The organism is Bacillus sp. PK6-026 (assembly GCF_054161455.1).
On record NZ_CP096418.1, the window covers coordinates 4,174,305 to 4,195,923 of the forward strand.

A 21,619-nucleotide genomic window follows, 5' to 3' on the forward strand; every position below is an offset into this window, starting at 1 on the left:
CGCTTCCTATTCTTTTGTCGAACGCCGAAATTCTTTTAAGCTGATTTACGACTCGCCTGTCAAATGAAATTAAGACTGGATATAACCTCTTCAGTCAGGACTATGATTCAATTCCTAAATCAACTAAGTAAGCCGTTGGCTGTTTTTTGTTTTTTTGTAAGTCAATCAGTACATTAACAGAACCTGCTTTTCCAATCGGTTTTCCATTGTACGAAATACGTAAGACAGCATAATTTTCATTAAAATAATGAATATCAGCTATTCTCACACTACCCGCTTTAAACTCCATCTCTTTGGCAATTTGTTTGAAATCAAGCTTAAATTGAGCTTCATATTTTTCATTTCCTTTTAAATAATTATCCACTGTTTGTATCTGTTGAATACCATCAGGCATTACATTTGTTTCTTTTTCTTTAGCTCCGTTAATATAAACATACTTACGGTCTTCGCTCAGAATATCAATGTTTTTGATTATCCTAACTTTGTTTTTCTCTTCATCAAAAATGTATTTATCAAATAACTTACGATATGCTCCATCCTTCGCTACATTTGGAAAAACGGATAAGTATTCCTTCAGTTTCCCAGATTCAATTGTTGCATTTAATTCCTCTTCTTTTACAATGTTGTGTTTTGAAAAATCTCGTTTTAAAAAAAGATAATATATTTGCCTGTCTCCTAAGTCATCATTTTTTAATTTTTCATATACTTCTACTTGTATCAGTATGCTGTCTTTGCTAACAGCTGCTAACGCCAAATGTACTTTTTTGCCTTTGGCTGATGGAAACTCTAATTTTTTTTCCCTGCTTTTTGTTTTAACTTTTAGGACATTATTTTTGTCTAATGTCATTTCCGGCAGATTACGTTCTATTTTATTGTGGATAAGTTTTTCTTTAGTTAGAAAATCAGTGGTCTTCAAATCATATAATTTTGTTGCAAGATATTTTTTAGCCGAAAGAAAAGGGCTGTAAAAGTCTTCTAGTTCCTTATCCGTATATTGATAATACCGTAGCCCTTTTTTATCACTGCGCATGATTGTATATGTATGATTTTCATAACTCAACGTTACATCTCTCGTTAATCCAAGTTCATGTCTCATAAATTCTTTAAATGCAGGGCTGTCTTCATTTGGCAAGCCTTTTTCATAGATGACTTCTTGAATATCATCTTTGCCGCACCCGATGATAACCAGTAGGCATAGAATAAAAATGCTTGAGCATATAAACCATCTTTTTTTCATTGAAATGTTTCTATCCTTTTTAGTAGAGTGAGTTCCAAGGATTTTAAAGGCTTGGCCCAACTTTATGGCCTACCTGTCAAATGAGAAAAGGACTGAGCAAAGATCTCAGTCCTTATTCAATTCCTAAATCAACTAAGTAAGCGGTTGGCTGTTGTTTGTTTTTTTGTAAATCGATTAACACATTAACAGAGCCTGCTGTTCCTACCATAACTCCATGATATGATAAACTTAAAACTACATAATTCTCATTGAAATAATGAATAGACGCGCTACTTACACCAGGTGTTTTAAAACCCAGTTCATTGGAAATGCTTTTGTAATCCAGTTTGAATTGCGCTTCATACTTTTTATTTCCTTTTAGATAATTATCCACTGTTTGTATCTGTTGAATACCATCGGAAATTATAAAGTTTTCTTCTTGTTTAGCTCCGTTAATATACACATACTTACCATCTTCGCTTAGAATATCAGTATCTTTAATTTTTCTGACTTTGTTTGTCTCTTCTTCGAAAATGTAGTTGTCGAATAACTTAAGGTATGCCCCATCCTCTGTCACTTTTGGAAACACTGACAGATAATCTTTTAGTTTCCCGGACTCAAGTATTGTATGCAATTCATCTTCTTTCACTAACTGATGTTTTGAAAGATCTTGTTTTATAAACAAATAATATGTTTGTGAGTCTCCTGTTTTTCCATTTATAATCACTTGTATAAGCATATTGTCTTTTCTGACAGCTTCTAATGCCAAAATTACTTTTTTGCCTCCAGCTGATGGTAACTCTATCTTCTTTTCTCCGCTTTTTGTTTTTACATTTAGAACATTCTTCTTATCTAATGTCATTTCCGGCAGATTATGTTGAATTTTATTTTGGATGAGTTTTTCTTTAGTTAGAAATTCAGTTGTTTGTAAATTATATAGCGTATGTGAAAGATCCTTTTTAGCCGAAAAGAGCGAACTGTAAAAATCTCGAAGTTCTTCATCCGTATATTGATAATAACGTAGTCCATCTACATCACTACGCATAATCGTATAAGTATGGTCTTGATAACTCAATGTTGCATCTCTTGCTAATCCAAGTTCATATCTCATAAATTCTTTAAATGCGGGGTTGTCTTCTTTTGGTAAGCCTTTTTCATATATGCCCCCCTGCACATCATCTTTGCCGCAGCCAGTGATCACCAGCAAGAGCACTATTAATGCGCTTAAACTTATAAACCTTTTTTTTATCATTGAACTGCTCCTATTCCTCTTCTTTCTTGTTAACCTTTCGAATCAAGTCGATAAAATCAGAGTCCCTAATTTCATGAATATGTCCAGAATCAGTAACACCAGAACCTTCCACTTCAAACTCTGGCTTTTCATCAATAAGATCGCCTAATATGTCACCGTGTTGACTTTCGACTGAAACGATATCATCACTGTTTATTTTATGTTTTCCGCTTGCGGTATAGTAAGGGGAAAAACTCACAGTATCCTCTGTTCTGTATCCCGCCGCAGCGGTAATGTCCATTTTCTGAAGCTTTTGATAGACCTCAGGGTTGGCAGATTTCAAATGATTAATGTCCTCAGTCATCGCCTCACTGTCCATATCAGTGTAGGCATTACTGTAGTCTTTTCCACTATCATTGTTTTTGTTCTCTTCATTAAAATCTAAATAATCACTCGTATCAGTAGTATTCCTTCCTGCAGCATTGTCTGCGAGCCAGCGTGCTCTATTAGCACCGGTAGCTAAGAGGTTTTTATCATATGGAGTTCCGATTGTTGTGATGCTTCGCACATGGTCAGGGTAATCCATCGCAAATTGCAGTGATCTTCTCCCGCCATAGCTATGGCCAAACATATCGATCTTTGTTGTATCATTCATCAGCCCCATCTCATTCAGCTTTTCTGCTAAGTCGTCACTTGTTGCTTGGCGATGTTCATTCATATAATCTGTATCATAAACTATATGGAGACGGCCAGTTTTATAGTTATCTTCGCTAATTTCTTTTTTTATAGCTTCATATGTTTTTCTTTTAATACTTTTTCCATCGCTATTAATATAGATATATTCATATTCATATTCATTTTTATCATTTTTTACAATACGGACGATCACATCTCCTTTCTGCGCAGCCTCTTGTACACTTTCATAGAAACCTTTCCCACTATCCTCAATCCCATGCACATAAACAGAAACATTCTTATAATCCGAAAAATCGCCTTTCACATGATTAACTGAATTATACAAGATTGAGATATCTGTCAAAGCTTCGCGCATTGGGGCGCGGTGGGTGCGGGCGACATTGCTGAAATCTTGTTCCACCTGATCAAGGCCATTTTTTAGATTCTCGTATTGGCTAATTAAAAGAACGACGTCACTCGTAATATTGTTGCGTTTCTGTATGTCTTCCGGTGAGGGGTCTTCCATAGACTCAAACTTGCGTCTGGCATTCTCCTGACAATCTTTTAAATCCTTTATCCAATCGTTGATTTCCGATTTGATATCCGCCACATTAAAATTCATGACGTTTTTTGATACAAAGTTCGGAAGTTCTTTATTTTCTATCGATACCCATATTTTATTAAAAGCTTCAAGCAAACGGCTGGATTGAGCGTGCTGCAGCATTCGATTTGCTCTTCTTTCATGGCTTTTGATCATGTTTGTGATTTCTGGCTCTCTATTATAATATGCCATAACTCTAGTTCCCTTCCATCATTTCACTCTTTGCAGTTGTTGTGAGATTACGTTATCGACGCGCTTTAATTCCTTAATGATGTTTTTGGCATTTGCTGAAAGTTCTTTGACTCTTTTTTTAAGCTCCGTCATGATCGATTTGATGTGCGACTTTGCATCAGACCAGACGTCATCGAATTTTTCCCACGGAAACTCTGTTTCATACATCATTTCTCTGAGCATTGTGTCAAAATGGTGCAAAACTTCATCTAATGTAGATAGATTTGATTCAAACTTTCCGGTTGCCTGGTGTAACGATTCGCCGTTTACTTTTATTTCACTTTGGACTCTTTCAGCCGAAAATGTATGGTTTCTTTCCGATCTTGACTGCGGCTGAACATTGGCCGGTTTGTCGGATTCGTCCGTTAGTTCGACCGCTTTTGCAAAACACCGCACACTGTCTGCAAAATATAATAAACAGCTGCTCGCTTTACTGAAAAAGTTGATGTTGTCACTCATTTTTTTCTGCAGCGCTGCGGCGGCTTTTCCGCTGTGCCGGTCTAATTCTTCACGAAAAAACACCATGTTCTCAAATACATGGCTAAAAGCGTTTTCCAGCTGACTAATGGTCCCCGCTGCCTTATGTGAAAGTTCTTTGTTGAAGCGAAAATGTCCCATCGTCATTGCTCCTTATTTTCGTTTTTTCCTGCTTCAGCTTCTGTTAGCAACTCATCAAGCTGCAATTCTTTTTGATCTACATATCCGTAATGGTACACAACTTCTATATCTTGTTTATTAAATAAAACTAGCTGCTCTTTCGGATCGGTAAAACCGTTTGGATAGTCGACAGCTGCATAATCTCTGATGACATGGTTTGTCTCAGAAAACATTTGCCGCCCGATGATAAGCAGACGTCTTGAATCATTATGTAAGCCGACAACACTGCCGACAGGAAGATAGTTCTTTTTTAATAGCATAATTGATTATCCCTCTTTTTCTCTGAAATTGGACATATATACAAGTTGTAAAAACATAGGAAAATCATAGCAAAAAGGTATCATTTCATTCAACGAACTAAAGTACCGTGAAATTTTACCTATTCAAATCAAAGACTTTTGATTTAAGGTTCGCTCTTTATGTAAGGTTTGTCGGTGTTATTAGTATGTTACAGTGAGCACTTAGCACTGAAACGATTCATCATACTTACGGAACCTTTCAGATAAAGTTTCACAAAAAAACCGCCATAGTAGGCGGCGGCATCATGAAATATAAAGCGCAATCGCTTACGCTTCTCCTCTAATAAAAAGAATCTTATCACCTTCCATTTTTCGTCTGTTGTTCTGTGCATGGTGACTTCCCGCTTGAAAAGCCGGCTTTCTCTCAGATGATTTGCTGTGCATCTCTCAATATGCAACCTTCTTTAGACGTGACTTTATTTAAAAAATTATTGTGAAAATATATTTTTAGCTTGAATTTTACACAATCTCGAGATAAAATACAGTCAAAATAATAGAAGCTCACTTCTTGTATATAATCAGTAATAGGGTCTGATTGTTTCTACCTGGCAACCGTAAATCGCCAGACTACAAGGAAGTTTGAATAGATTTGATCATGTAAAAAGTGTATTGCGCAAACAATATATCTATTTTTTATTTGCTCTTATTTTTCATGCTTTCTTTATCGGAACCCATGAAAAGTAAGAGCTTTTTTATTTTCAAAAAACATTCGGGAGTTGGCATCATGTATTTTCTCATTAACATTTTAGGCATTTTCATTGTCATGTCCGTGATTTATTTTTGTTCCCCGCGAAAGAAAAGCGTAAAATGGAGGCCGATTCTCTCCCTTTTCATCGTTGAGCTTTTGGTGACTTGGTTTATGCTTGGGACAAAAATCGGCGGATGGGCCATCAACCTGATCGCCTCTTTCTTTTCGTGGCTGATCGCTTGTGCAAGCGACGGTATTGCGTTTGCCTTTCCGTCCGTGATGGGCAATGAAACCGTTGACTTTTTCTTCAGCGCCTTGCTGCCGATTATCTTTGTGGTGACATTTTTTGATATACTGGCTTATTTCGGAATTTTAACATGGATGATTGATAAGATCGGCTGGGTGATTTCGAAAGTCTCGCGCCTTCCTAAATTAGAAAGTTTCTTTTCGATTCAAATGATGTTTCTGGGCAATACTGAAGCGCTCGCCGTGATTCGCGGGCAATTGGCCGTATTAAAGGACAACCGCCTGCTGACGTTCGGCATTATGAGCATGAGCAGTATCAGCGGATCGATTCTCGGTTCTTATTTAACGATGGTTCCTGCAACATACGTATTTACAGCGATTCCATTGAATTGCTTAAATGCGTTGATCTTGGCCAGCATTTTAAACCCGGTAGAAGTCACTAAGGATGAAGACATTATTTACGTACCGCCAAAAGAAGAGAAAAAGGACTTTTTCTCAACGATTTCAAACAGCATGATGGTCGGAATGAACATGGTCATCGTCATTCTCGCCATGGTCATCGGATATGTCGCTTTAACCTCATGTTTGAACGGAATGTTGGGGTTGATCATGGACGGTTTGACGATTCAAAAAATCTTTTCTTACATCTTCAGTCCGTTCGCATTCCTGCTTGGACTGGCGCCGGGTGACGCGATGTATGTCGCACAGCTGATGGGGATGAAACTCGCCACAAACGAATTCGTCGCGATGATGGATTTAAAAACGCAGCTAGATGCGATTTCGCCCCATACAGCCGCCGTGGCCACAACATTTTTGACGTCGTTTGCCAACTTCAGTACGATCGGAATGATCTATGGAACGTACAATTCCTTATTTAACGGAGAAAAATCAGCGATTATCGGAAGAAATGTGTGGAAGCTCCTTGTCAGCGGAATAGCGGTGTCGCTGTTGAGCGCGGGGATTGTCGGGCTGTTTGTGTGGTAGAAAAATAGAGTAAAAGGGCAGGCATTTAGCCTGCCTCTTTTTTTATTAAACTTGTCTATCCCAATGGCGGTGCCCGCCGATCGCTTCGACCAGCTTTTTGCCGAAGTCGTCTTTGCTCTTATCATCGCGAGAGGTGATAATGCCCGGCTGTGCTGCCGCGTGGGACCCGGCGGCGGACAGCAGGAGATCGATCCCTTTGCCTGCGGCTCCGATCGCTTTATAATGTCCGAATGCTTCATTGATAAAATCCGATGCGGCTTTATGCAATTGCAGGCGTTCAATGCTTTCTTGGCCGCCCGGAATATAAACGGCATCGTACAGCACGGAATCGACCGTCTGCAAAGTGTTACCGACTTCTATTTCTGTACCGCCGGTCCCTTTGATCACGCCGAGTGCCGAGCTGACAATGTCCGGAATGATGTCGGCTTTTTTGAACTCTTTCAACACCCGGCTGAGGTCCTCATCATCAAAACCTTGCTCTGCTAAAATGGCGACGGTCCTCGTCTGCGGCAGTTTGACCGTGTTTTCCTGGCTGAGCGCAGGGGATTTGAACGTCACATTGGAGCCTTCGTCTTTTTCAGGGGGCTCTACACCTACACCCGCAGCGATTTGCTTGGCAAGCTCCCTGTCAACCCGGTTAAACATATGAACGACTTGGCGGCGGACGTCCTTGCTTTTGACCTTTCCGACTTCAAAGCGGAACGCCGAAATGATATGTTCTTTTTCAACGGGAGACATGCTGTTCCAAAACAGCTTCGCTTGCGAATAGTGATCGTTAAAGCTTTCGCTGCGCCGGCGGATTTTTTTGCCCTCGACTTTTTCCTCGTAATGCACATATCCGCCTTCTTCTTCTGAAGCAGGCGCCGGATCGTTGTTTTGCAGCGAATTTTTATGATAAGCGACAGGCCCTTTGTTAATCGTCATTCTGTGATAGCCGTCATACTGGTTGTTATGGAACGGACAGACCGGCCGGTTGATCGGAATTTCATGAAAGTTCGGACCTCCCAATCGGATCAGCTGTGTGTCCGTATAGGAAAAGAGCCGGCCCTGCAAAAGCGGATCGTTTGTAAAATCGATTCCCGGAACAACGTGGCCCGGATGGAAAGCGGCCTGTTCCGTTTCGGCAAAAACGTTATCCTGGTTTCGATTCAGCGTCATTTTACCGATGATCTTAACAGGAACCATTTCTTCCGGCCAAAGCTTTGTCGGATCAAGGATATCAAAGTCAAACTTGAACTCGTCTTCTTCGTCAATCATTTGCACGCCGAGCTCATACTCCACTTCATCGCCTCTTTCGATCGCTTCCCAAAGATCGCGGCGGTGATAGTCGGGATCTTTCCCGGCGATTGTCTGCGCTTCGTCCCAGACGAGCGAATGGACGCCAAGGACGGGCTTCCAGTGAAATTTAACAAAGCGCGCCTTGCCTTCTTCATTTACAAACCTGAACGTATGAACGCCGAAGCCTTCCATCATCCTGTAGCTTCGCGGAATCGCCCTGTCAGACATCGCCCACATGATCATGTGAGCCGTTTCTTCATTGTTGGCGACAAAGTCCCAAAACGTATCGTGCGCCGTAGAAGCCTGCGGCATTTCGTTATTCGGTTCCGGCTTAAAGGAATGCACCAGGTCAGGGAACTTGATGGCATCCTGAATGAAGAAAACAGGGATGTTGTTGCCGACGAGATCATAGTTCCCTTCTTCTGTATAAAACTTTGTCGCGAATCCTCTGACATCACGGACGGTATCACCCGAGCCCCTGGAACCGGCTACAGTCGAGAACCTGACAAACACCGGTGTTTTCACTGACGGATCTTGAAGAAACTTTGCTTTCGTATATTCCGTCATCGGCTCGTAAACCTGGAAATAGCCATGCGCGCCAAAACCCCTCGCATGGACGACCCGCTCCGGAATCCGTTCATGGTCGAAATGGGTCATTTTTTCACGGAAATGAAAGTCCTCCATCAGCGTCGGACCGCGCACGCCTGCTTTTAAGGAGTGCTCGTCTTCAGATACGCGTAAACCCTGGTTCGTCGTCATTTTTTTGCCCCGGTTGTCAGACCGGTACTGTTCAAGTTGTTGATCCTTGCTGTGCTCATTGACTTTGCGGCGGCCATCATTGTTATTCACTTGTCATCCCTCCCCATTCTTATTCCCTATGTAGTTGATCTGGATTGCTATTTTATGATTTACCCTGTCTATCAGCGAGTTAAACGCAACGCTCGTTAAAGGGAAATGTAATTTTAATAAATTCAAAGTTTGGACAAGAAAATGAATTAAACCGATTTTAAAGGTACACATATTTCACAATACCGGTTGCTCACCATATCACCCGTGTATTTTTCCATTATTGGTCTATTGTCCAGTTGAAATTCATTGTTTTGCAGAGATGAAAAAATATCAGAATATGCTTTTTGAATATCTTCTGCTGTATGTTTAACATCATAAATCAGGTATTTTCCGCCGGAAATTTCCCCTTCAAAAACTGAATCATCGACTTGATAATCATGCGGTATCACAATACAAGCATCAAATCTACACTGATCAGGAGATGTTGTTTCCGGGTTATCCTGTGGAATCGCAAACAGAATGGCAGACTCAAGAAGACCTTTTTCCTTAGCCCATTTTTTTAATGCCTCCATTACCTCAATATTGGCAGGACCGTACGGACCAACTCGTCGCATATAAGCAATACGATAGTTTGGAAGTGTTTCAACTTTGAATGTCATAGATTTTTTCTTCCTTTCCTGATTGTTGTTCGTTACGTTTCGAATGTAACATGCTTTAAAACTAATTACATTTACATTTTTAAAATTTTCTGTAAATTTTAAAAATGATCATTTTCACAACAAAAAAGAGGATATTCAGAGATCATCTGAACATCCTCTTTCTTTGTTTAATCTAGTGTTTCGCCGTTTGAAGCAATCAAGTCTTTATACCAGTAAAAGCTTTTTTTGCGAATGCGGCGCAAGTCTTTCAAATCAAATTCGTCGCGGTTCACATAAATAAATCCGTAGCGTTTTGAACAGCCTTGATGGGTTGAAATCAAGTCGATGGCAGACCATGGGGAGTAGCCGAAAACATCGACTCCATCCGTGATCGCCAGCTGAATTTGCTTGATATGTTCCTTTAAATAATCGATGCGGTAGTCGTCATTTACGACATCTCCGTCTTCAAGCTGATCAAACGCGCCGAGGCCGTTCTCAGTGATGATCAGCGGCAGCTGATAGCGGTCATAGATCTCGCGCAGCGTCGAACGGAAACCGACAGGGTCGATCTCCCAGCCAAATGCGTTTTTCTTTAAGTGCGGATTGCTGCTTCCCCTGTATACGCCTTCTTCTCCCGTCTGCAAATGCTGGTCGCCGCCTCGGGCAGCCGTGTCGCTGCCGTCATCCCTGCTCGCTTCAGCCGTTTGCGACGTATAGTAGTTAAACGCGATAAAGTCCGGCTTGGCTGACCGCAGAATATCCATATCTCCTTCGGCGATGACCGGTGTGCAGTCTTTTTCTTTCATATATGCCCATGCCGTTGTATTGTACCGTCCGAATACGGCCATATCCAAGTAAAGCCAGTTGCGGATCGCATTATAGTTAAAAGCCGCCAGCACGTCCTCCGGTTTCGAAGAAGCAGGATAGATGAGCGCGATATTCGGCGCAGGGCCGATTTTCGCTTCCGGCAGCATCTCATGGCAAAGCTTGATCGCTTTTGCCTGTGCGACAAGCATGTGATGGTTTTGCTGATAAAGCTCTTTTTTCGGGTTTTCCAAGTTTGGATCAAGTGTGCCGAGTGCAGATCCGTGGAGAATCATCATATTTTGCTCGTTGATGGTCAGCCAGTATTTGACGCGGTCTCCGTAGCTTTCAAAAAGGATTCTCGCATACTTTTCAAAGGCGTCAATCGTGGCCCTGTCCGACCAGCCGCCTTTTTTCTGCAAAGCATTCGGCAGATCAAAGTGGTACATCGTAACAATCGGTTCGATTCCATATTTCAGGAGTTCATCGATCAAACGGCTGTAAAATTCGATGCCCTTCGGATTAATATCGCCGTCCCCGTCCGGAATGATGCGCGTCCAGGCAATCGAAAAACGGTACGCTTTGAAGCCCATTTCCGCAAACAAAGCGATATCTTCTTTATAGCGGTGGTAATGGTCGCTTGCGACTTTAAAATCGGTTGTCCCTTCCGGGTAGCTTTCGCGCGCATCGATGACAGAAGGCCCTTTTCCATCTTCATCCCAAGCGCCCTCCACTTGATAAGCGGAAGTAGACGCACCCCACAAAAATTCTTCCGGAAATTGAGCTAATGTTTTATATTTCATGATTATTTTCCTCCCATGGTGATGAAATTAAAGTGATGATCGGTTCTTCAGTTTTCACCTGTTTTTGATCCGTTGGAATGATATCCGTGTATTGACCGGAATTTGTAACGATGATTGGTGTTTTCACGTCAAACCCTTCTTCTTTCAAAGCGTCCAGATCGAATTCTGCGAGTATATCACCCCGTTTCACTTTTTGCCCCTGCTCGACCTTGGAATTGAAGTGCCTTCCATCGAGTCTGACCGTGTCCATTCCGATATGAATCAAAATCTCGGCTCCGCTATCCGACGTTATGCCGTATGCGTGACCCGTCGGAAATGCCGTTGTCACGATGCCGTCCGCAGGGGCGGTGACAACGCCTTTTGACGGAAGCACCGCGATTCCTTCTCCAAGCGCTCCCGATGCGAACACCTTATCTGATACTTCTGTTAACGGCAGGACTTCTCCTTGCAAAGGGCTGCAAATTGGTTCACCGGCGCTTTTTTCAACGGGCTGCTCTTTCGTCTCCTCCACAGGGTCGTCAAAGCCGACAATGTAAGTGAGCAAAATTGATAAAACAAACGAAACTGTAATTCCGATGATAAAGCCGAGAAAGCCCGGTCCGTAAAAAATCGGAATCGTCAACAAGCCCGGAGCGCCGGAAGCGAGGGCGACACTGCCGGAGTATCCGATAATGGCTCCGCCTGCCGCTGCACTGATGACACCGCATACAAACGGCTTTTTCAGCCTGAGTGTCACCCCGTAGACGGCCGGCTCTGTAATCCCGAATATCCCGGTAACGGCAGCAGATCCTGCCAATGCTTTCAACTTCTTGTTTTTCGTCTTCAGCATGACACCAAACGCAGCTCCTGTTTGGGCAAAGACGGCGGCTGCCGTCGCCGGTTTGATGTAGTCCTTGCCGTGGACGGCAATGTTGTTCAAAATGACAGGGACGATCCCCCAGTGAATGCCGAAGATGACAAGGATTTGCCATAAGGCCGCGATAATCGCTCCTGCCAGAATCGGGCTGAAATCAAAAACGGACAGAATCGCCGCCGCAATCCCGTTTCCTGTGTAAACGCCGAGCGGTCCGAATACGATCAAAGTTAACGGCACCATCACCGTCAGGCATAATAAAGGGGTGATAAAGTTCTTCACGCTTTCATGAATAAAGCGCATACATAATCTTTCAAGATAGCTCATTACAAATACGGCAAGGATAATCGGGATAACGGTCGACGTATAATTCATCAAGACGACCGGAATGCCGAAAAACTCCGTCTGGGCGCCGCTGTTTTTCAGTTCGAGTATCGTTGGATAGATCAGCGCCCCGGCAATCGTCAGCGCTATGAACGGGTTCGCTCCAAATTTTTTGGCGGCCGTAACGGCGAGCAGCAAAGGCAGGAAATAAAACAGGCTGTCGGCTGCCGCGTATAGAATCGTATATGTCGTCTCTTCCGGCGAGAGCCAGCCGGCGTTTGTGCAAATCAAAAGCATGCCTTTTAAAATCCCTGCTCCTGCCATGACACCGAGCAGCGGAGTGAAAATGCTAGATACGATATCTACTAATCTACCGGCGAGGCTTCCTTTCTCTTTTTGGCTGTGATCGGCCGCAGAACCTTCCAACAGTTGAGAGAGCCGGCCGATTTCTTTATAGACTTCAGGAACGTTATTGCCGATAACGACTTGAAATTGTCCGCCGCTCTCCACTACGGTTACCACGCCATCCGTATTTTCAAGCGCTTCCCTGTCTGCTTTGGAACGGTCTTTCAGTTTGAAGCGAAGCCTTGTCGCGCAATGGACTAGCGATACAACGTTCTTTTCCCCGCCGACGCGCTCCAGAATTTCTTTTGCCATTGATTGAACATCCATCGTTGATCATCTCCTGTCTCTCCTAAAGCCCTATCAAGCTGTTAAAAAATAAAAAACCTAAACTAAAGCCAGTACAAAGAAGGCTTAGTTTAGGTTTTGCCTGCCGAACAGTAACAATCCCGTTTTAAGACATGATGAAAATAAAAAAACCTAAATCACTGTGAAAAACAAGGGCATAAGAATCCCGCTCACAGTCATTTAGGTTTTGCCTGCATGATCAGTAACAATCCTAACAACCTGTATAAGTTGATGTAAGTAAAAAGTAGCATACATTTATCCAATTGTCAACGCTTTCATTTTAGCATCATCCTCTATTTTTGATGAACGACCCGCTCGATATGAATCGTCAAATACAGAAGCTCTTCGTTTGTCAGCTGATGACCGTATTCTTTTTCGATGTACTGTCTGATTTTATTAGTGCAGACATACGCGTCGCGGTATTTATTTTTGACGGTTTCAAATAAAAAGTCGTCCCGGCTTTCCATATAGGTTCCGCTGAACAGCCGCTGCGCGAAAAATTTCAAATGGGTAATGAAGCGGTAATAGTGAAGCGATTCTTCATCAAAATCGATATGAAAGTGATATTTGACGATGCTTAAAATCTCCTGCATGACTTTCGTAATATTGACGATGTTCGGCATTTCTTCATTCAGCTCGGCGTTTACGATATGGAGTGCGATAAAAGCGGCTTCATCCTCCGGAAGAGCTGTCCCCGTCTTCTTTTCAATGATGGCCAGCGCCTCTTTGCCGATGGCGAACTCATCTTTATACAGCCGTTTTGTCTCCCAAAGCAGGGCGTTTTTAATATCCAGACCCTTTTTATGCCGTTCGACGGCGAAATGAATATGGTCGGTCAGCGAGACATAAATACTGTCATTCAGCTTCTTGCCGAGCTTTAATTTCGCATAGGAGATAATTTCTTCAGACATTTCCATAAATTCGATCGGAATTTCGTCCAACAGCGTCTTAAATCTTTCTGATACATCTTTATTATCAAGCCTGAAAATCTTCTCGATTCTCGATTCATCCACCGCTTCCCCAGGCTTTTTTTGAAAAGCGATTCCCCTGCCCATGACCACTAATTCCTGACCCTGTTCATTTAAAACACTGATCACATTGTTGTTGATCACTTTGGCAATTTTCACATCGCGCCACTCCCATCTTGTAAGGGGATTTTTTATATTTCTTTTTTCATATGGTACACATTGATTGTACAATCTTTTTGGCCTAGGTCAATATGTTTCAGTCAACGTCCGAAATATTTACATTTTGCAGAATGCCCGATTTATAAAAAAAAGCCGCAGTGCGGCCCTGTAAAAAACCCTCTTAAAAAATGAGCAAAATTCCCGCTGTGACTGACGCCAGACCCGCAAAATAAACGAAGTCTTTTCCGGAAAGCCGCGCTGTTTGATAGTAGGTGCGGTCTTTTGCACCGGTAAACCCTCTCGCTTCCATGGCAACGGCGATTCTTTCCGACTTGCGGATGCCTTGCGAAAACAAAGGCAGCGCATAGCGAATAAACGCCTTCCAGCTGTTTTTTTGCTTATAGCCCCTGATTTTGTGCGCCGCCTTCATTTGCGAAAGCTCAGACTGAAAAAGCGGGACAAAACGGAAGCCGGCCAGCAAGCCATAAGCCCATTTAGGCGACAGCCTGCATTGATGAATCAGGCTCATAATAAACTGCGTCAAATCGGTTGTTGATGTAAACAAAAGACCGTATGTGACAAAGCCGAGCATCCGGAGCGCGATTGTCAGCCCATTGCCGACGCTTTCCTCGGTGACACGGAACCAGGCCCATTCCCAAATCGTTTCCTCGCCTTTTCCAAAAGCGGCCATCATCCAAAAGACGAGAATAAAAAAGACGAGATAAGGCAACAGCCGCTTACTTAAATAAGACAAAGTCCATCCCCCGAAAAAAATTCCGACGGCAACCGCAAACAGCCAAATGAATAGAGTCGGTTTCGGATTTGAAACAAACATGAGCAAGCACATGACCAGGAGGTGGGAAAAGAGCTTGGCGCTCGGGTTCAATGCCGAAAGAAGTGAACCATTGCTTTTCATACGGGAACCCTCTCCTTTCTTTCATGCATGAACCGGTAATGAAGCGGCGGTATCAATGAAAAGCGGCGGACGAGGCCTTGATCAGAAAATAATCGATACGGCGTTCCTTGAAATGCCGCTTTCCCTTGATGAAACACGACGACACGGCCGGAATGCTCATCTACGATGTCCATGTCGTGCGTCACCATCACAATCGTCGTTCCCCGTTCCTGCCGTTCCTTTAACCGCTTGATTAATTCTTGCGCCGTCCTTTCGTCCTGACCGAATGTCGGCTCGTCAAGCAGCAGCAGATCCTGGTCAAACAAAAGCATTGTCGCAACGCTTAAACGCCGTTTCTGCCCGAGGCTTAATGTAAAGGGGTGCACTTTTTGATGAGCGTCAAGTCCGAATTCCCGCAGCAATTCAGCCGTTTTCTTTTCGACCCGGTCCTCCGGCCATCCCCGCTGCCTCGCCCCGAACGCGATCTCGTCAAACACCGTGTCCCGAATAAATTGAAGCTCGGGATTTTGAAAAACAAAGCCGGCCTTCTCATAGAGCGTACGGTCGGACCATTTCTTCAGCTCCCGATCCTCAAGATAAAGGCGCCCTTTTTTGACGGCTTCAAGCCTGATCAGACTTTTTAAAAACGTACTCTTTCCGCTCCCGTTCTCGCCGATGACCGAAATCCATTCTCCCCTTGGAATCTCAAGGGTGATGCCGTCGGCAACGATCTTTTTCCGATAGCCGATCGCCGCGTCGTCTGCGCGGATCAATATGTCTCTGTCAGCTGTAGGCCTGTTTTTCGCCTCCTCCTCTTTCATTTTCAATGTAGAAGAGAGCTTGACGGCGAGCGGATGATCATCTTGTGTGATGACATCTTCCCATACCGCAGGGTACAGTTTCGGCTGCCAGATGCCCGCCGCTTTCATCTCCGGCTGAAAATGTTTCACGATTTCTTCCGGCTTTCCGTCAGCGATGATCTGTCCCTTTCCATTGAAAAGAATGACGCGGTCCATCCACTCGATACAGCCGTCCAGCACGTGTTCGATGAACACCATCGTCTGTCCGCTTTTTCGTGAAACGTTACGAAGCAAGGCAAAGATGTCTTTCCGGCTGGCCGGGTCCAGCTGCGCCGTCGGCTCGTCAAAAAACAGCACTTCAGGCTCCAGAGCGAGCAGGCACGCTAATGCCAGTCTCTGCTTCATACCGCCTGACAAGGTTTCGATCGGCGTTTTCTTATCTATCTTTAATCCGACTTGCTCCATCAGCTCCGAGATGATGCCGTCCATATCTTTTGGGGAGACGGACCGGTTTTCTAGGCTAAAAGCGATTTCCTCATCAACATGAAGCATGCAGAACTGCGAATCCGGATCCTGAAACATAACGCCGGCGCTCTTTCTGCGATTGACCTCTCCGCTGACCTCAGCTTCGACATGTTCAGGAATGATGCCGGAAAGCACGGACAACAGTGTCGATTTGCCGCTTCCGCTCGGACCGAGTATCAGCACTTTCTCTCCCTGCCCAATCGACAGCGAGACCCGGTCTAGGACTGTTTCAGGACGATGATAAAAACGGACGGAAAGGTTACTGCATCCGAGAAATGAACGCATCGGCATCATCCTTCTTCCGCTGTTCCTTCATGATCTCATACTGATTCAGGACTCCCGTTTTCGCAAGCGCTTCGACAACGGCTTTTGCCAGCCAGCCGCCGAGTACAATGCCGCTGATAATTTGGATGATAAGCGTCATGATCAGCGTTTGCGTCGTATAGTAGGCAAAACCGTTCGCCATCAGGCTGTATGTCATGCTTCCGACCGCGGCAAGCGCACCGGAAAGCATAAGGGTAAACAAGTTGTAACGCTTATAGCGAAAGATCGCAAAAGCGATTTCCGCACCGGCTCCCTGGAACACACCGATTAATAATGCTGACAGTCCAAAGTGGCTTCCGGTCAGCAGTTCGACCGCCGCAGCTGCCGTCTCGGCAATCAGCGCCGCACCCGGTTTACGGATGATATAAGCGACAATCGGGCTGGCGATCACCCAAATGCCGAACATAAAGTTCGCTCCGACAGGCCCGACAATTGCTGAAACAGGGATCCACAAGGTGGACCATCCTAAGTAAATGACGCCGCATGCAACGGACAAGATCACTGCCATCACGACTTCTTTCATGTTCCAATTCATCGTCTCACCGCCTCCATTTCCACAGGCCAATCTTCAACTGTATAAGCCATCTCCCAAAAGCCGTATTCAAGCTGACAGCTTTGCAAAAAAAGCTCCTTCATTTTTTCTTTTTCAGCCTTGCCCGCTGTTTCGGCCCATTCATCCAGGCGGGCGCAAAACTTCGTCGTGATTGAATCGGTTCTGTCTCCGTAAAAACAGATCCAGTCATAAAATGGATGCGACGGGTCAGGCTGAACGTCCATCATCAGTTTTTTTCCGATCTCCCAATATGTCCACGGACAAGGCAGCAAGACGGCTAATATCTCTCCCAGCGTGCCTTCGTGCGCCGCCGTCAGCATATGGTGGATATAATGATGGGCAGAAGGCGCAAGCGGATAGCCCTGCAGAGATTCATACTCCACCCCCGCGGCCCGGCACAGGTTGTTGTGCGGGTGCACTTCGCTGTTTAATACAAATGAAATCTGCTCATGAAACATCTCCATGTCTTTCCGGTTTTGACACTTGGAAATTGCAATTCCGTAGATTTGAATAAAAGCGTTCAAATACTCGTAATCTTGCTTCACATAATGAATAAGCTGCTCCTTTTTCAGCTTGCCGGACGCCAGTCCCAATACAAACGGATGCTCAAAAATGGCTTCAAAAATAGGGTTTGCCTCGCGGCGAAGTTCTGCAGAAAAACTCATGTAGATAGCCTCCTCAGCAATCGGTTTTATAAGGAAGGCACAGGGGGAGCGAGCCGCTTTTTACGCAAAAAAGCCGCCCCAAAATGGAGCGGCCTTTGTATGATGAAATCATAAAGACACCGGCTCCACTTCCCTACGCTAGTATGAACTAGATCAGGTTCAAAGGGTCCAAGATCGCTTCTTGTCTCAGCCGGCTTACGGCTCCCCTAGTGGACTTCCTATTACATTAACTTTTACTCTACACATCAATGATTATGATGTCAACCTGAGTTTTTCAGTTTTATTCTTGTATAGAACCGCCGGGTTTCATACAGAAGATGCAGCGGGTAAAAATATTTATGGAAAAATGTTAATTTTCTGAAACCTTTTGCAGGCTTGTTCGTCTAATATAGTGAAGACAAAAAAATTTGGAGGGGATATTTATGATGATGTTTATCTTGATTTTGACAATGGCTGTGTATTTGTTCTATTCTTTCAGCAAAGACAACCGGCCGGCCAAAAGAAACAACAAGAATCATCAGACACTGACTGTTATTAGGGAAAACCCTTTTACCGCCCCTTCCAATGATGTCAATTGCTAACTTGATAGACAACAAGCAAGCCGCCCCATGACGGGCGGCTTTTTACGTTTTTAGGATTGAAATTGTTCCGCTTCAGTCGATCCCTTCAGTGCAGTGGTTGATGAAGTCCCGCCTGTCACAACCTGGGCGACTTCATCAAAGTAGCTCGTTCCGACTTCGCGCTGATGCCTTGTCGCCGTATAGCCGTGGACTTCGCTGGCAAACTCGGCCTGCTGCAGATCAGAATACGCCGCCATTCCGCGGTGCTTATATTGGCGGGCCAATTCAAACATGCCGTGGTTTAAGGCGTGGAAGCCTGCCAGTGTGACAAATTGAAATTTATAGCCCATTTCACTGAGCTGTTTCTGGAAGTTCAAGATGGTGTTGTCATCCAGTTTGGCCTTCCAGTTGAACGAAGGGGAGCAGTTGTAGGCGAGCAGTTTGCCCGGGAATTTTTCATGGATCGCCTGTGCAAACCGGCGGGCTTCTTCAATATTCGGCTCAGACGTTTCACACCAGATCAAATCGGCATACGGCGCATACGCCAAACCTCTCGCAATCGCCTGATCAAGACCCGGCTTTGTTTTGAAGAACCCTTCCGCTGTTCGCTCTCCCGTCAAAAACGGCGCATCATATGAATCGACGTCGCTTGTGATCAGGTCGGCCGCATTCGCGTCCGTACGGGCAATAAGAATGGTCGGGACTCCCATCACGTCTGCGGCGAGGCGCGCGGCAATCAAATTACGCACCGCCGTTTGCGTCGGAAGCAGCACTTTCCCGCCCAAATGCCCGCACTTTTTCTCAGACGACAACTGGTCTTCAAAGTGAACTCCCGCGGCGCCGGCTTCAATCATACCTTTCATCAGCTCGAACACATTCAGCTGTCCGCCGAAGCCTGCTTCAGCGTCGGCCACAATCGGGGCAAACCAATCGATGTCTTCTTTCCCTTCCATATGATGGATTTGATCGGCGCGCTGCAGCGTGCGGTTAATTTTTTTGACAACTTCCGGCACGCTGTTTGCCGGATAAAGGCTTTGGTCAGGATACATGCTCCCTGACAAATTGGCATCAGCAGCCACCTGCCAACCGCTTAAATAAATCGCTTTCAATCCGGCTTTTACTTGCTGCATGGCTTGGTTTCCGGTCAAAGCGCCCAGCGCCGGGACGAAATCCTCTGTGTGGAGAAGCTTCCATAGCTTTTCGGCGCCGCGCCTTGCAATCGTGTATTCAATCTCAAGCGTGCCTCTCAGCCGAATAACGTCAGCCGCCTGATACGGCCTTGTGATCCCTTTCCAGCGTTCTTCATGCTCCCAGCTTTCTGCGAGTTGTTTTTCTTTCAGCATCGCACATTCCCCCATCATATTTTTTCATAAGCGGGTATCGTTAGAAATTCCGCGAATTCATCATCCAAAATCAGCTGTTCAAATAACTGTCCGGCCTCTTCGAACCGGCCGCTCCGAAAATGTTCTATGCCGGCTTCTTCGAAGATTTTCTGCATTTCTTCCTCTTTCATCATCTTGACCATTTCGGCGTTGACTTTCCGGCCATCGTCAAGAACCCCTTTCGGATGGCGAATCCATTGCCAAAGCTGGGCTCTGGAAATCTCCGCCGTTGCTGCGTCCTCCATTAAGTGGTCGATCGGAGCGGCGCCTCTGCCCGACAGCCATGAAGCTAAATAGCGGATGCCGGCGCTGATATTGGTACGGACGCCTGCTTCTGTAATCCGGCCTTTCGGTACTTCCAGCAAGTCTTTTTCCTCGACCTTTACGTCTTCCCGCTTTCTATGAATCTGGTTCGCCGACGGCATATGCTGATTGAATACATCGAGCGCCGTTTGAATCATGCCGGGATGCGCGATCCATGTTCCGTCATGGCCGTCTTTTACTTCACGTTCCTTATCTTCGCGGATTTTGGCAAATGCGGCTTCATTGATCTCAGGTTTGTCTTTAGCGGGAATTTGCGCCGCCATTCCCCCGATCGCATGGACGTTGCGTTTATGACACGTTTGAATCGCCAAGAGGGAGTACGCCCTCATGTTTGGAACCGTCATCGTCACGGCTGAGCGGTCTGGAAGAATGACGTCTTCCCTGTTCCTGAATTTCTTAATAAAGCTGAAAATATAATCCCACCTGCCGCAGTTAAGTCCGGCTGAATGCTCCTTCAATTCATAGAGGATTTCATCCATTTCAAAAGCCGCCAGGATCGTTTCAACGAGAACCGTCGCTTTAATCGTCCCCTGCGGAATGCGCAAGTCGTTTTGCGCATACACAAACACGTCGTTCCACAGCCTTGCTTCCAGATGGTTTTCGATTTTTGGAAGATAGAAATAAGGACCGCTTCCTTTTTTGATCAGCTCTTTTGCATTATGGAAAAAATAAAGGCCAAAATCGAACAGGCTTGCTGACACGGGCTTGCCGCCGATCAGCACATGCTTTTCTTCCAAGTGCCATCCCCTCGGCCTTACAATGATGACGGCGGGGTTTTCTTTCAGTTCATAGCGTTTGCCTTGTTCATTCGTAAAGGAAATCGTCCCGCGAACCGCGTCCCGTAAATTAACCTGGCCGTCAATGCAGTTTTTCCACGTTGGCGAGTTCGCATCTTCAAAGTCGGCCATAAAGACTTTGGCTCCTGAATTTAAAGCATTGATGACCATTTTTCTGTCGACCGGGCCAGTGATTTCAACCCTGCGGTCCTCCAAATCCCGGGGGAGCGGCGCGACCGTCCAGTCCGCCTTGCGGATGTGCTTCGTTTCCGCCAAAAAACCCGGATTCTTCCCTTGATCAATTTCAGCCTGCCTGATCGTTCGCAAATGCAGCAATTCCCGTCTTCTTCCCCCGAAATGTCGTTCAAGACGTCCGATAAACTCCAGCGCTTCTTTTGTCAAAATCTCTTCATACTGCGGATTCATCGATCCGGTTATCTGAGTTCTCTTCTCCTCTGTTTTCATGTCTCCCTACCCCTTTACATGCATTGTTATAAAACAGTTTGCTTACTCGCCTTTTTTGGAAAGACAGCGCTCACATTCCATAAAGTAAGATTCAGCCTGCTCCTCCATCTTTTCACCGCATTCAGGGCAAGTTTTTTTTGGAAGCGTTCTGAAAAATTCCATCGGACTTTTCAAGCTCATTTGTGTCACTCTCCTTTTTATAGAACAGTTTTATGT

The 21,619-nt window shown here is 44.8% G+C and carries 19 protein-coding genes and 2 riboswitches; of the genes, 2 read left to right on the forward strand and 17 right to left on the reverse strand.

The annotated features are described in order from the left end of the window. Positions 1 to 100 precede the first annotated feature (100 nt). From M1D59_RS21240 to M1D59_RS21260, 5 genes are read right to left on the reverse strand one after another with little or no spacing between them, the layout of a single operon-like run. A complete protein-coding gene (locus M1D59_RS21240) occupies positions 101 to 1,297 on the reverse strand; it encodes a hypothetical protein (RefSeq protein ID WP_458117679.1) in 1,197 nt (398 codons plus the stop codon). A gap of 52 nt (positions 1,298 to 1,349) precedes the next feature. Continuing rightward, positions 1,350 to 2,468: a hypothetical protein gene (locus M1D59_RS21245; protein ID WP_326455351.1), complete on the reverse strand. Its 1,119-nt coding sequence runs from the start codon at positions 2,466 to 2,468 to the stop codon at positions 1,350 to 1,352. 10 nt (positions 2,469 to 2,478) lie between these two features. Next, positions 2,479 to 3,915 (reverse strand): alpha/beta fold hydrolase, encoded by a 1,437-nt coding sequence (locus tag M1D59_RS21250; RefSeq protein ID WP_458117680.1) that lies wholly within the window; start codon positions 3,913 to 3,915, stop codon positions 2,479 to 2,481. An 18-nt stretch (positions 3,916 to 3,933) separates the two neighbouring features. Further along, positions 3,934 to 4,572 carry a hypothetical protein gene (locus M1D59_RS21255; protein ID WP_020453490.1) on the reverse strand — a complete coding sequence of 213 codons (639 nt, stop codon included), beginning with the start codon at positions 4,570 to 4,572 and terminating at the stop codon, positions 3,934 to 3,936. Positions 4,573 to 4,574: 2 nt separating this feature from the next. Then, entirely contained in the window at positions 4,575 to 4,871 is a 297-nt protein-coding gene (locus M1D59_RS21260; RefSeq protein WP_020453491.1) for a DUF4176 domain-containing protein, read from the reverse strand. 527 nt (positions 4,872 to 5,398) lie between these two features. Next, a riboswitch (purine riboswitch) is annotated at positions 5,399 to 5,500 on the forward strand. A 134-nt stretch (positions 5,501 to 5,634) separates the two neighbouring features. Here M1D59_RS21260 and M1D59_RS21265 point away from each other — a divergent pair. Beyond that, the gene (locus M1D59_RS21265; protein WP_065644354.1) at positions 5,635 to 6,828 is read left to right on the forward strand and encodes a nucleoside transporter C-terminal domain-containing protein; all 1,194 of its coding nucleotides are present in this window, start codon (positions 5,635 to 5,637) and stop codon (positions 6,826 to 6,828) included. Positions 6,829 to 6,873: 45 nt separating this feature from the next. Here M1D59_RS21265 and M1D59_RS21270 read toward each other — a convergent pair whose 3' ends face one another. The 9 genes from M1D59_RS21270 to tenA form a co-directional block, all read right to left on the reverse strand. Then, positions 6,874 to 8,955: a catalase gene (locus tag M1D59_RS21270; protein ID WP_458117681.1), complete on the reverse strand. Its 2,082-nt coding sequence runs from the start codon at positions 8,953 to 8,955 to the stop codon at positions 6,874 to 6,876. Between the two features lie 146 nt (positions 8,956 to 9,101). After that, complete coding sequence (locus M1D59_RS21275; protein ID WP_023856909.1) at positions 9,102 to 9,554, reverse strand: AraC family transcriptional regulator; 453 nt, start codon at positions 9,552 to 9,554, stop codon at positions 9,102 to 9,104. A 167-nt stretch (positions 9,555 to 9,721) separates the two neighbouring features. Next, positions 9,722 to 11,140, reverse strand: a complete 1,419-nt coding sequence (locus M1D59_RS21280; RefSeq protein ID WP_020453496.1) for a glycoside hydrolase family 1 protein — start codon at positions 11,138 to 11,140, stop codon at positions 9,722 to 9,724. Beyond that, positions 11,130 to 12,989, reverse strand: coding sequence for a PTS beta-glucoside transporter subunit IIBCA (locus M1D59_RS21285; protein WP_458117682.1), 1,860 nt, complete (start codon positions 12,987 to 12,989; stop codon positions 11,130 to 11,132). Before M1D59_RS21285 ends, M1D59_RS21280 begins: the two co-directional genes overlap by 11 nt. Before the next feature lie 311 nt (positions 12,990 to 13,300). Beyond that, on the reverse strand, positions 13,301 to 14,134 hold the full coding sequence (gene licT / locus M1D59_RS21290) for a BglG family transcription antiterminator LicT (protein ID WP_023856907.1): 834 nt from the start codon (positions 14,132 to 14,134) through the stop codon (positions 13,301 to 13,303). Positions 14,135 to 14,315: 181 nt separating this feature from the next. Continuing rightward, complete coding sequence (locus M1D59_RS21295; RefSeq protein WP_023856906.1) at positions 14,316 to 15,050, reverse strand: energy-coupling factor transporter transmembrane component T family protein; 735 nt, start codon at positions 15,048 to 15,050, stop codon at positions 14,316 to 14,318. Beyond that, positions 15,047 to 16,639 (reverse strand): ABC transporter ATP-binding protein, encoded by a 1,593-nt coding sequence (locus M1D59_RS21300; RefSeq protein WP_458118062.1) that lies wholly within the window; start codon positions 16,637 to 16,639, stop codon positions 15,047 to 15,049. The genes M1D59_RS21295 and M1D59_RS21300 overlap by 4 nt, the downstream gene beginning before the upstream one ends. Continuing rightward, positions 16,614 to 17,213 (reverse strand): ECF transporter S component, encoded by a 600-nt coding sequence (locus M1D59_RS21305; protein WP_020453501.1) that lies wholly within the window; start codon positions 17,211 to 17,213, stop codon positions 16,614 to 16,616. The genes M1D59_RS21300 and M1D59_RS21305 overlap by 26 nt, the downstream gene beginning before the upstream one ends. After that, the gene (gene tenA, locus M1D59_RS21310) at positions 17,210 to 17,896 is read right to left on the reverse strand and encodes a thiaminase II (RefSeq protein WP_101561298.1); all 687 of its coding nucleotides are present in this window, start codon (positions 17,894 to 17,896) and stop codon (positions 17,210 to 17,212) included. Before tenA ends, M1D59_RS21305 begins: the two co-directional genes overlap by 4 nt. 113 nt (positions 17,897 to 18,009) lie before the next feature. Then, positions 18,010 to 18,114, reverse strand: a riboswitch (TPP riboswitch). 204 nt (positions 18,115 to 18,318) lie between these two features. Here tenA and M1D59_RS21315 point away from each other — a divergent pair. Further along, on the forward strand, positions 18,319 to 18,477 hold the full coding sequence (locus M1D59_RS21315; protein WP_020453503.1) for a hypothetical protein: 159 nt from the start codon (positions 18,319 to 18,321) through the stop codon (positions 18,475 to 18,477). A gap of 50 nt (positions 18,478 to 18,527) precedes the next feature. On the opposite strand, the gene aceA is transcribed toward M1D59_RS21315, so the two are convergent. Genes aceA through yhfH form a run of 3 tightly spaced genes read right to left on the reverse strand, consistent with a single transcriptional unit; the run spans position 18,528 to position 21,583 of the window. After that, entirely contained in the window at positions 18,528 to 19,799 is a 1,272-nt protein-coding gene (aceA, locus tag M1D59_RS21320) for an isocitrate lyase (RefSeq protein WP_105981315.1), read from the reverse strand. A gap of 14 nt (positions 19,800 to 19,813) precedes the next feature. Then, on the reverse strand, positions 19,814 to 21,403 hold the full coding sequence (aceB, locus tag M1D59_RS21325; RefSeq protein ID WP_458117683.1) for a malate synthase A: 1,590 nt from the start codon (positions 21,401 to 21,403) through the stop codon (positions 19,814 to 19,816). 42 nt (positions 21,404 to 21,445) lie between these two features. After that, positions 21,446 to 21,583 carry a protein YhfH gene (gene yhfH, locus M1D59_RS21330; protein ID WP_023856901.1) on the reverse strand — a complete coding sequence of 46 codons (138 nt, stop codon included), beginning with the start codon at positions 21,581 to 21,583 and terminating at the stop codon, positions 21,446 to 21,448. Positions 21,584 to 21,619: the final 36 nt, after the last annotated feature.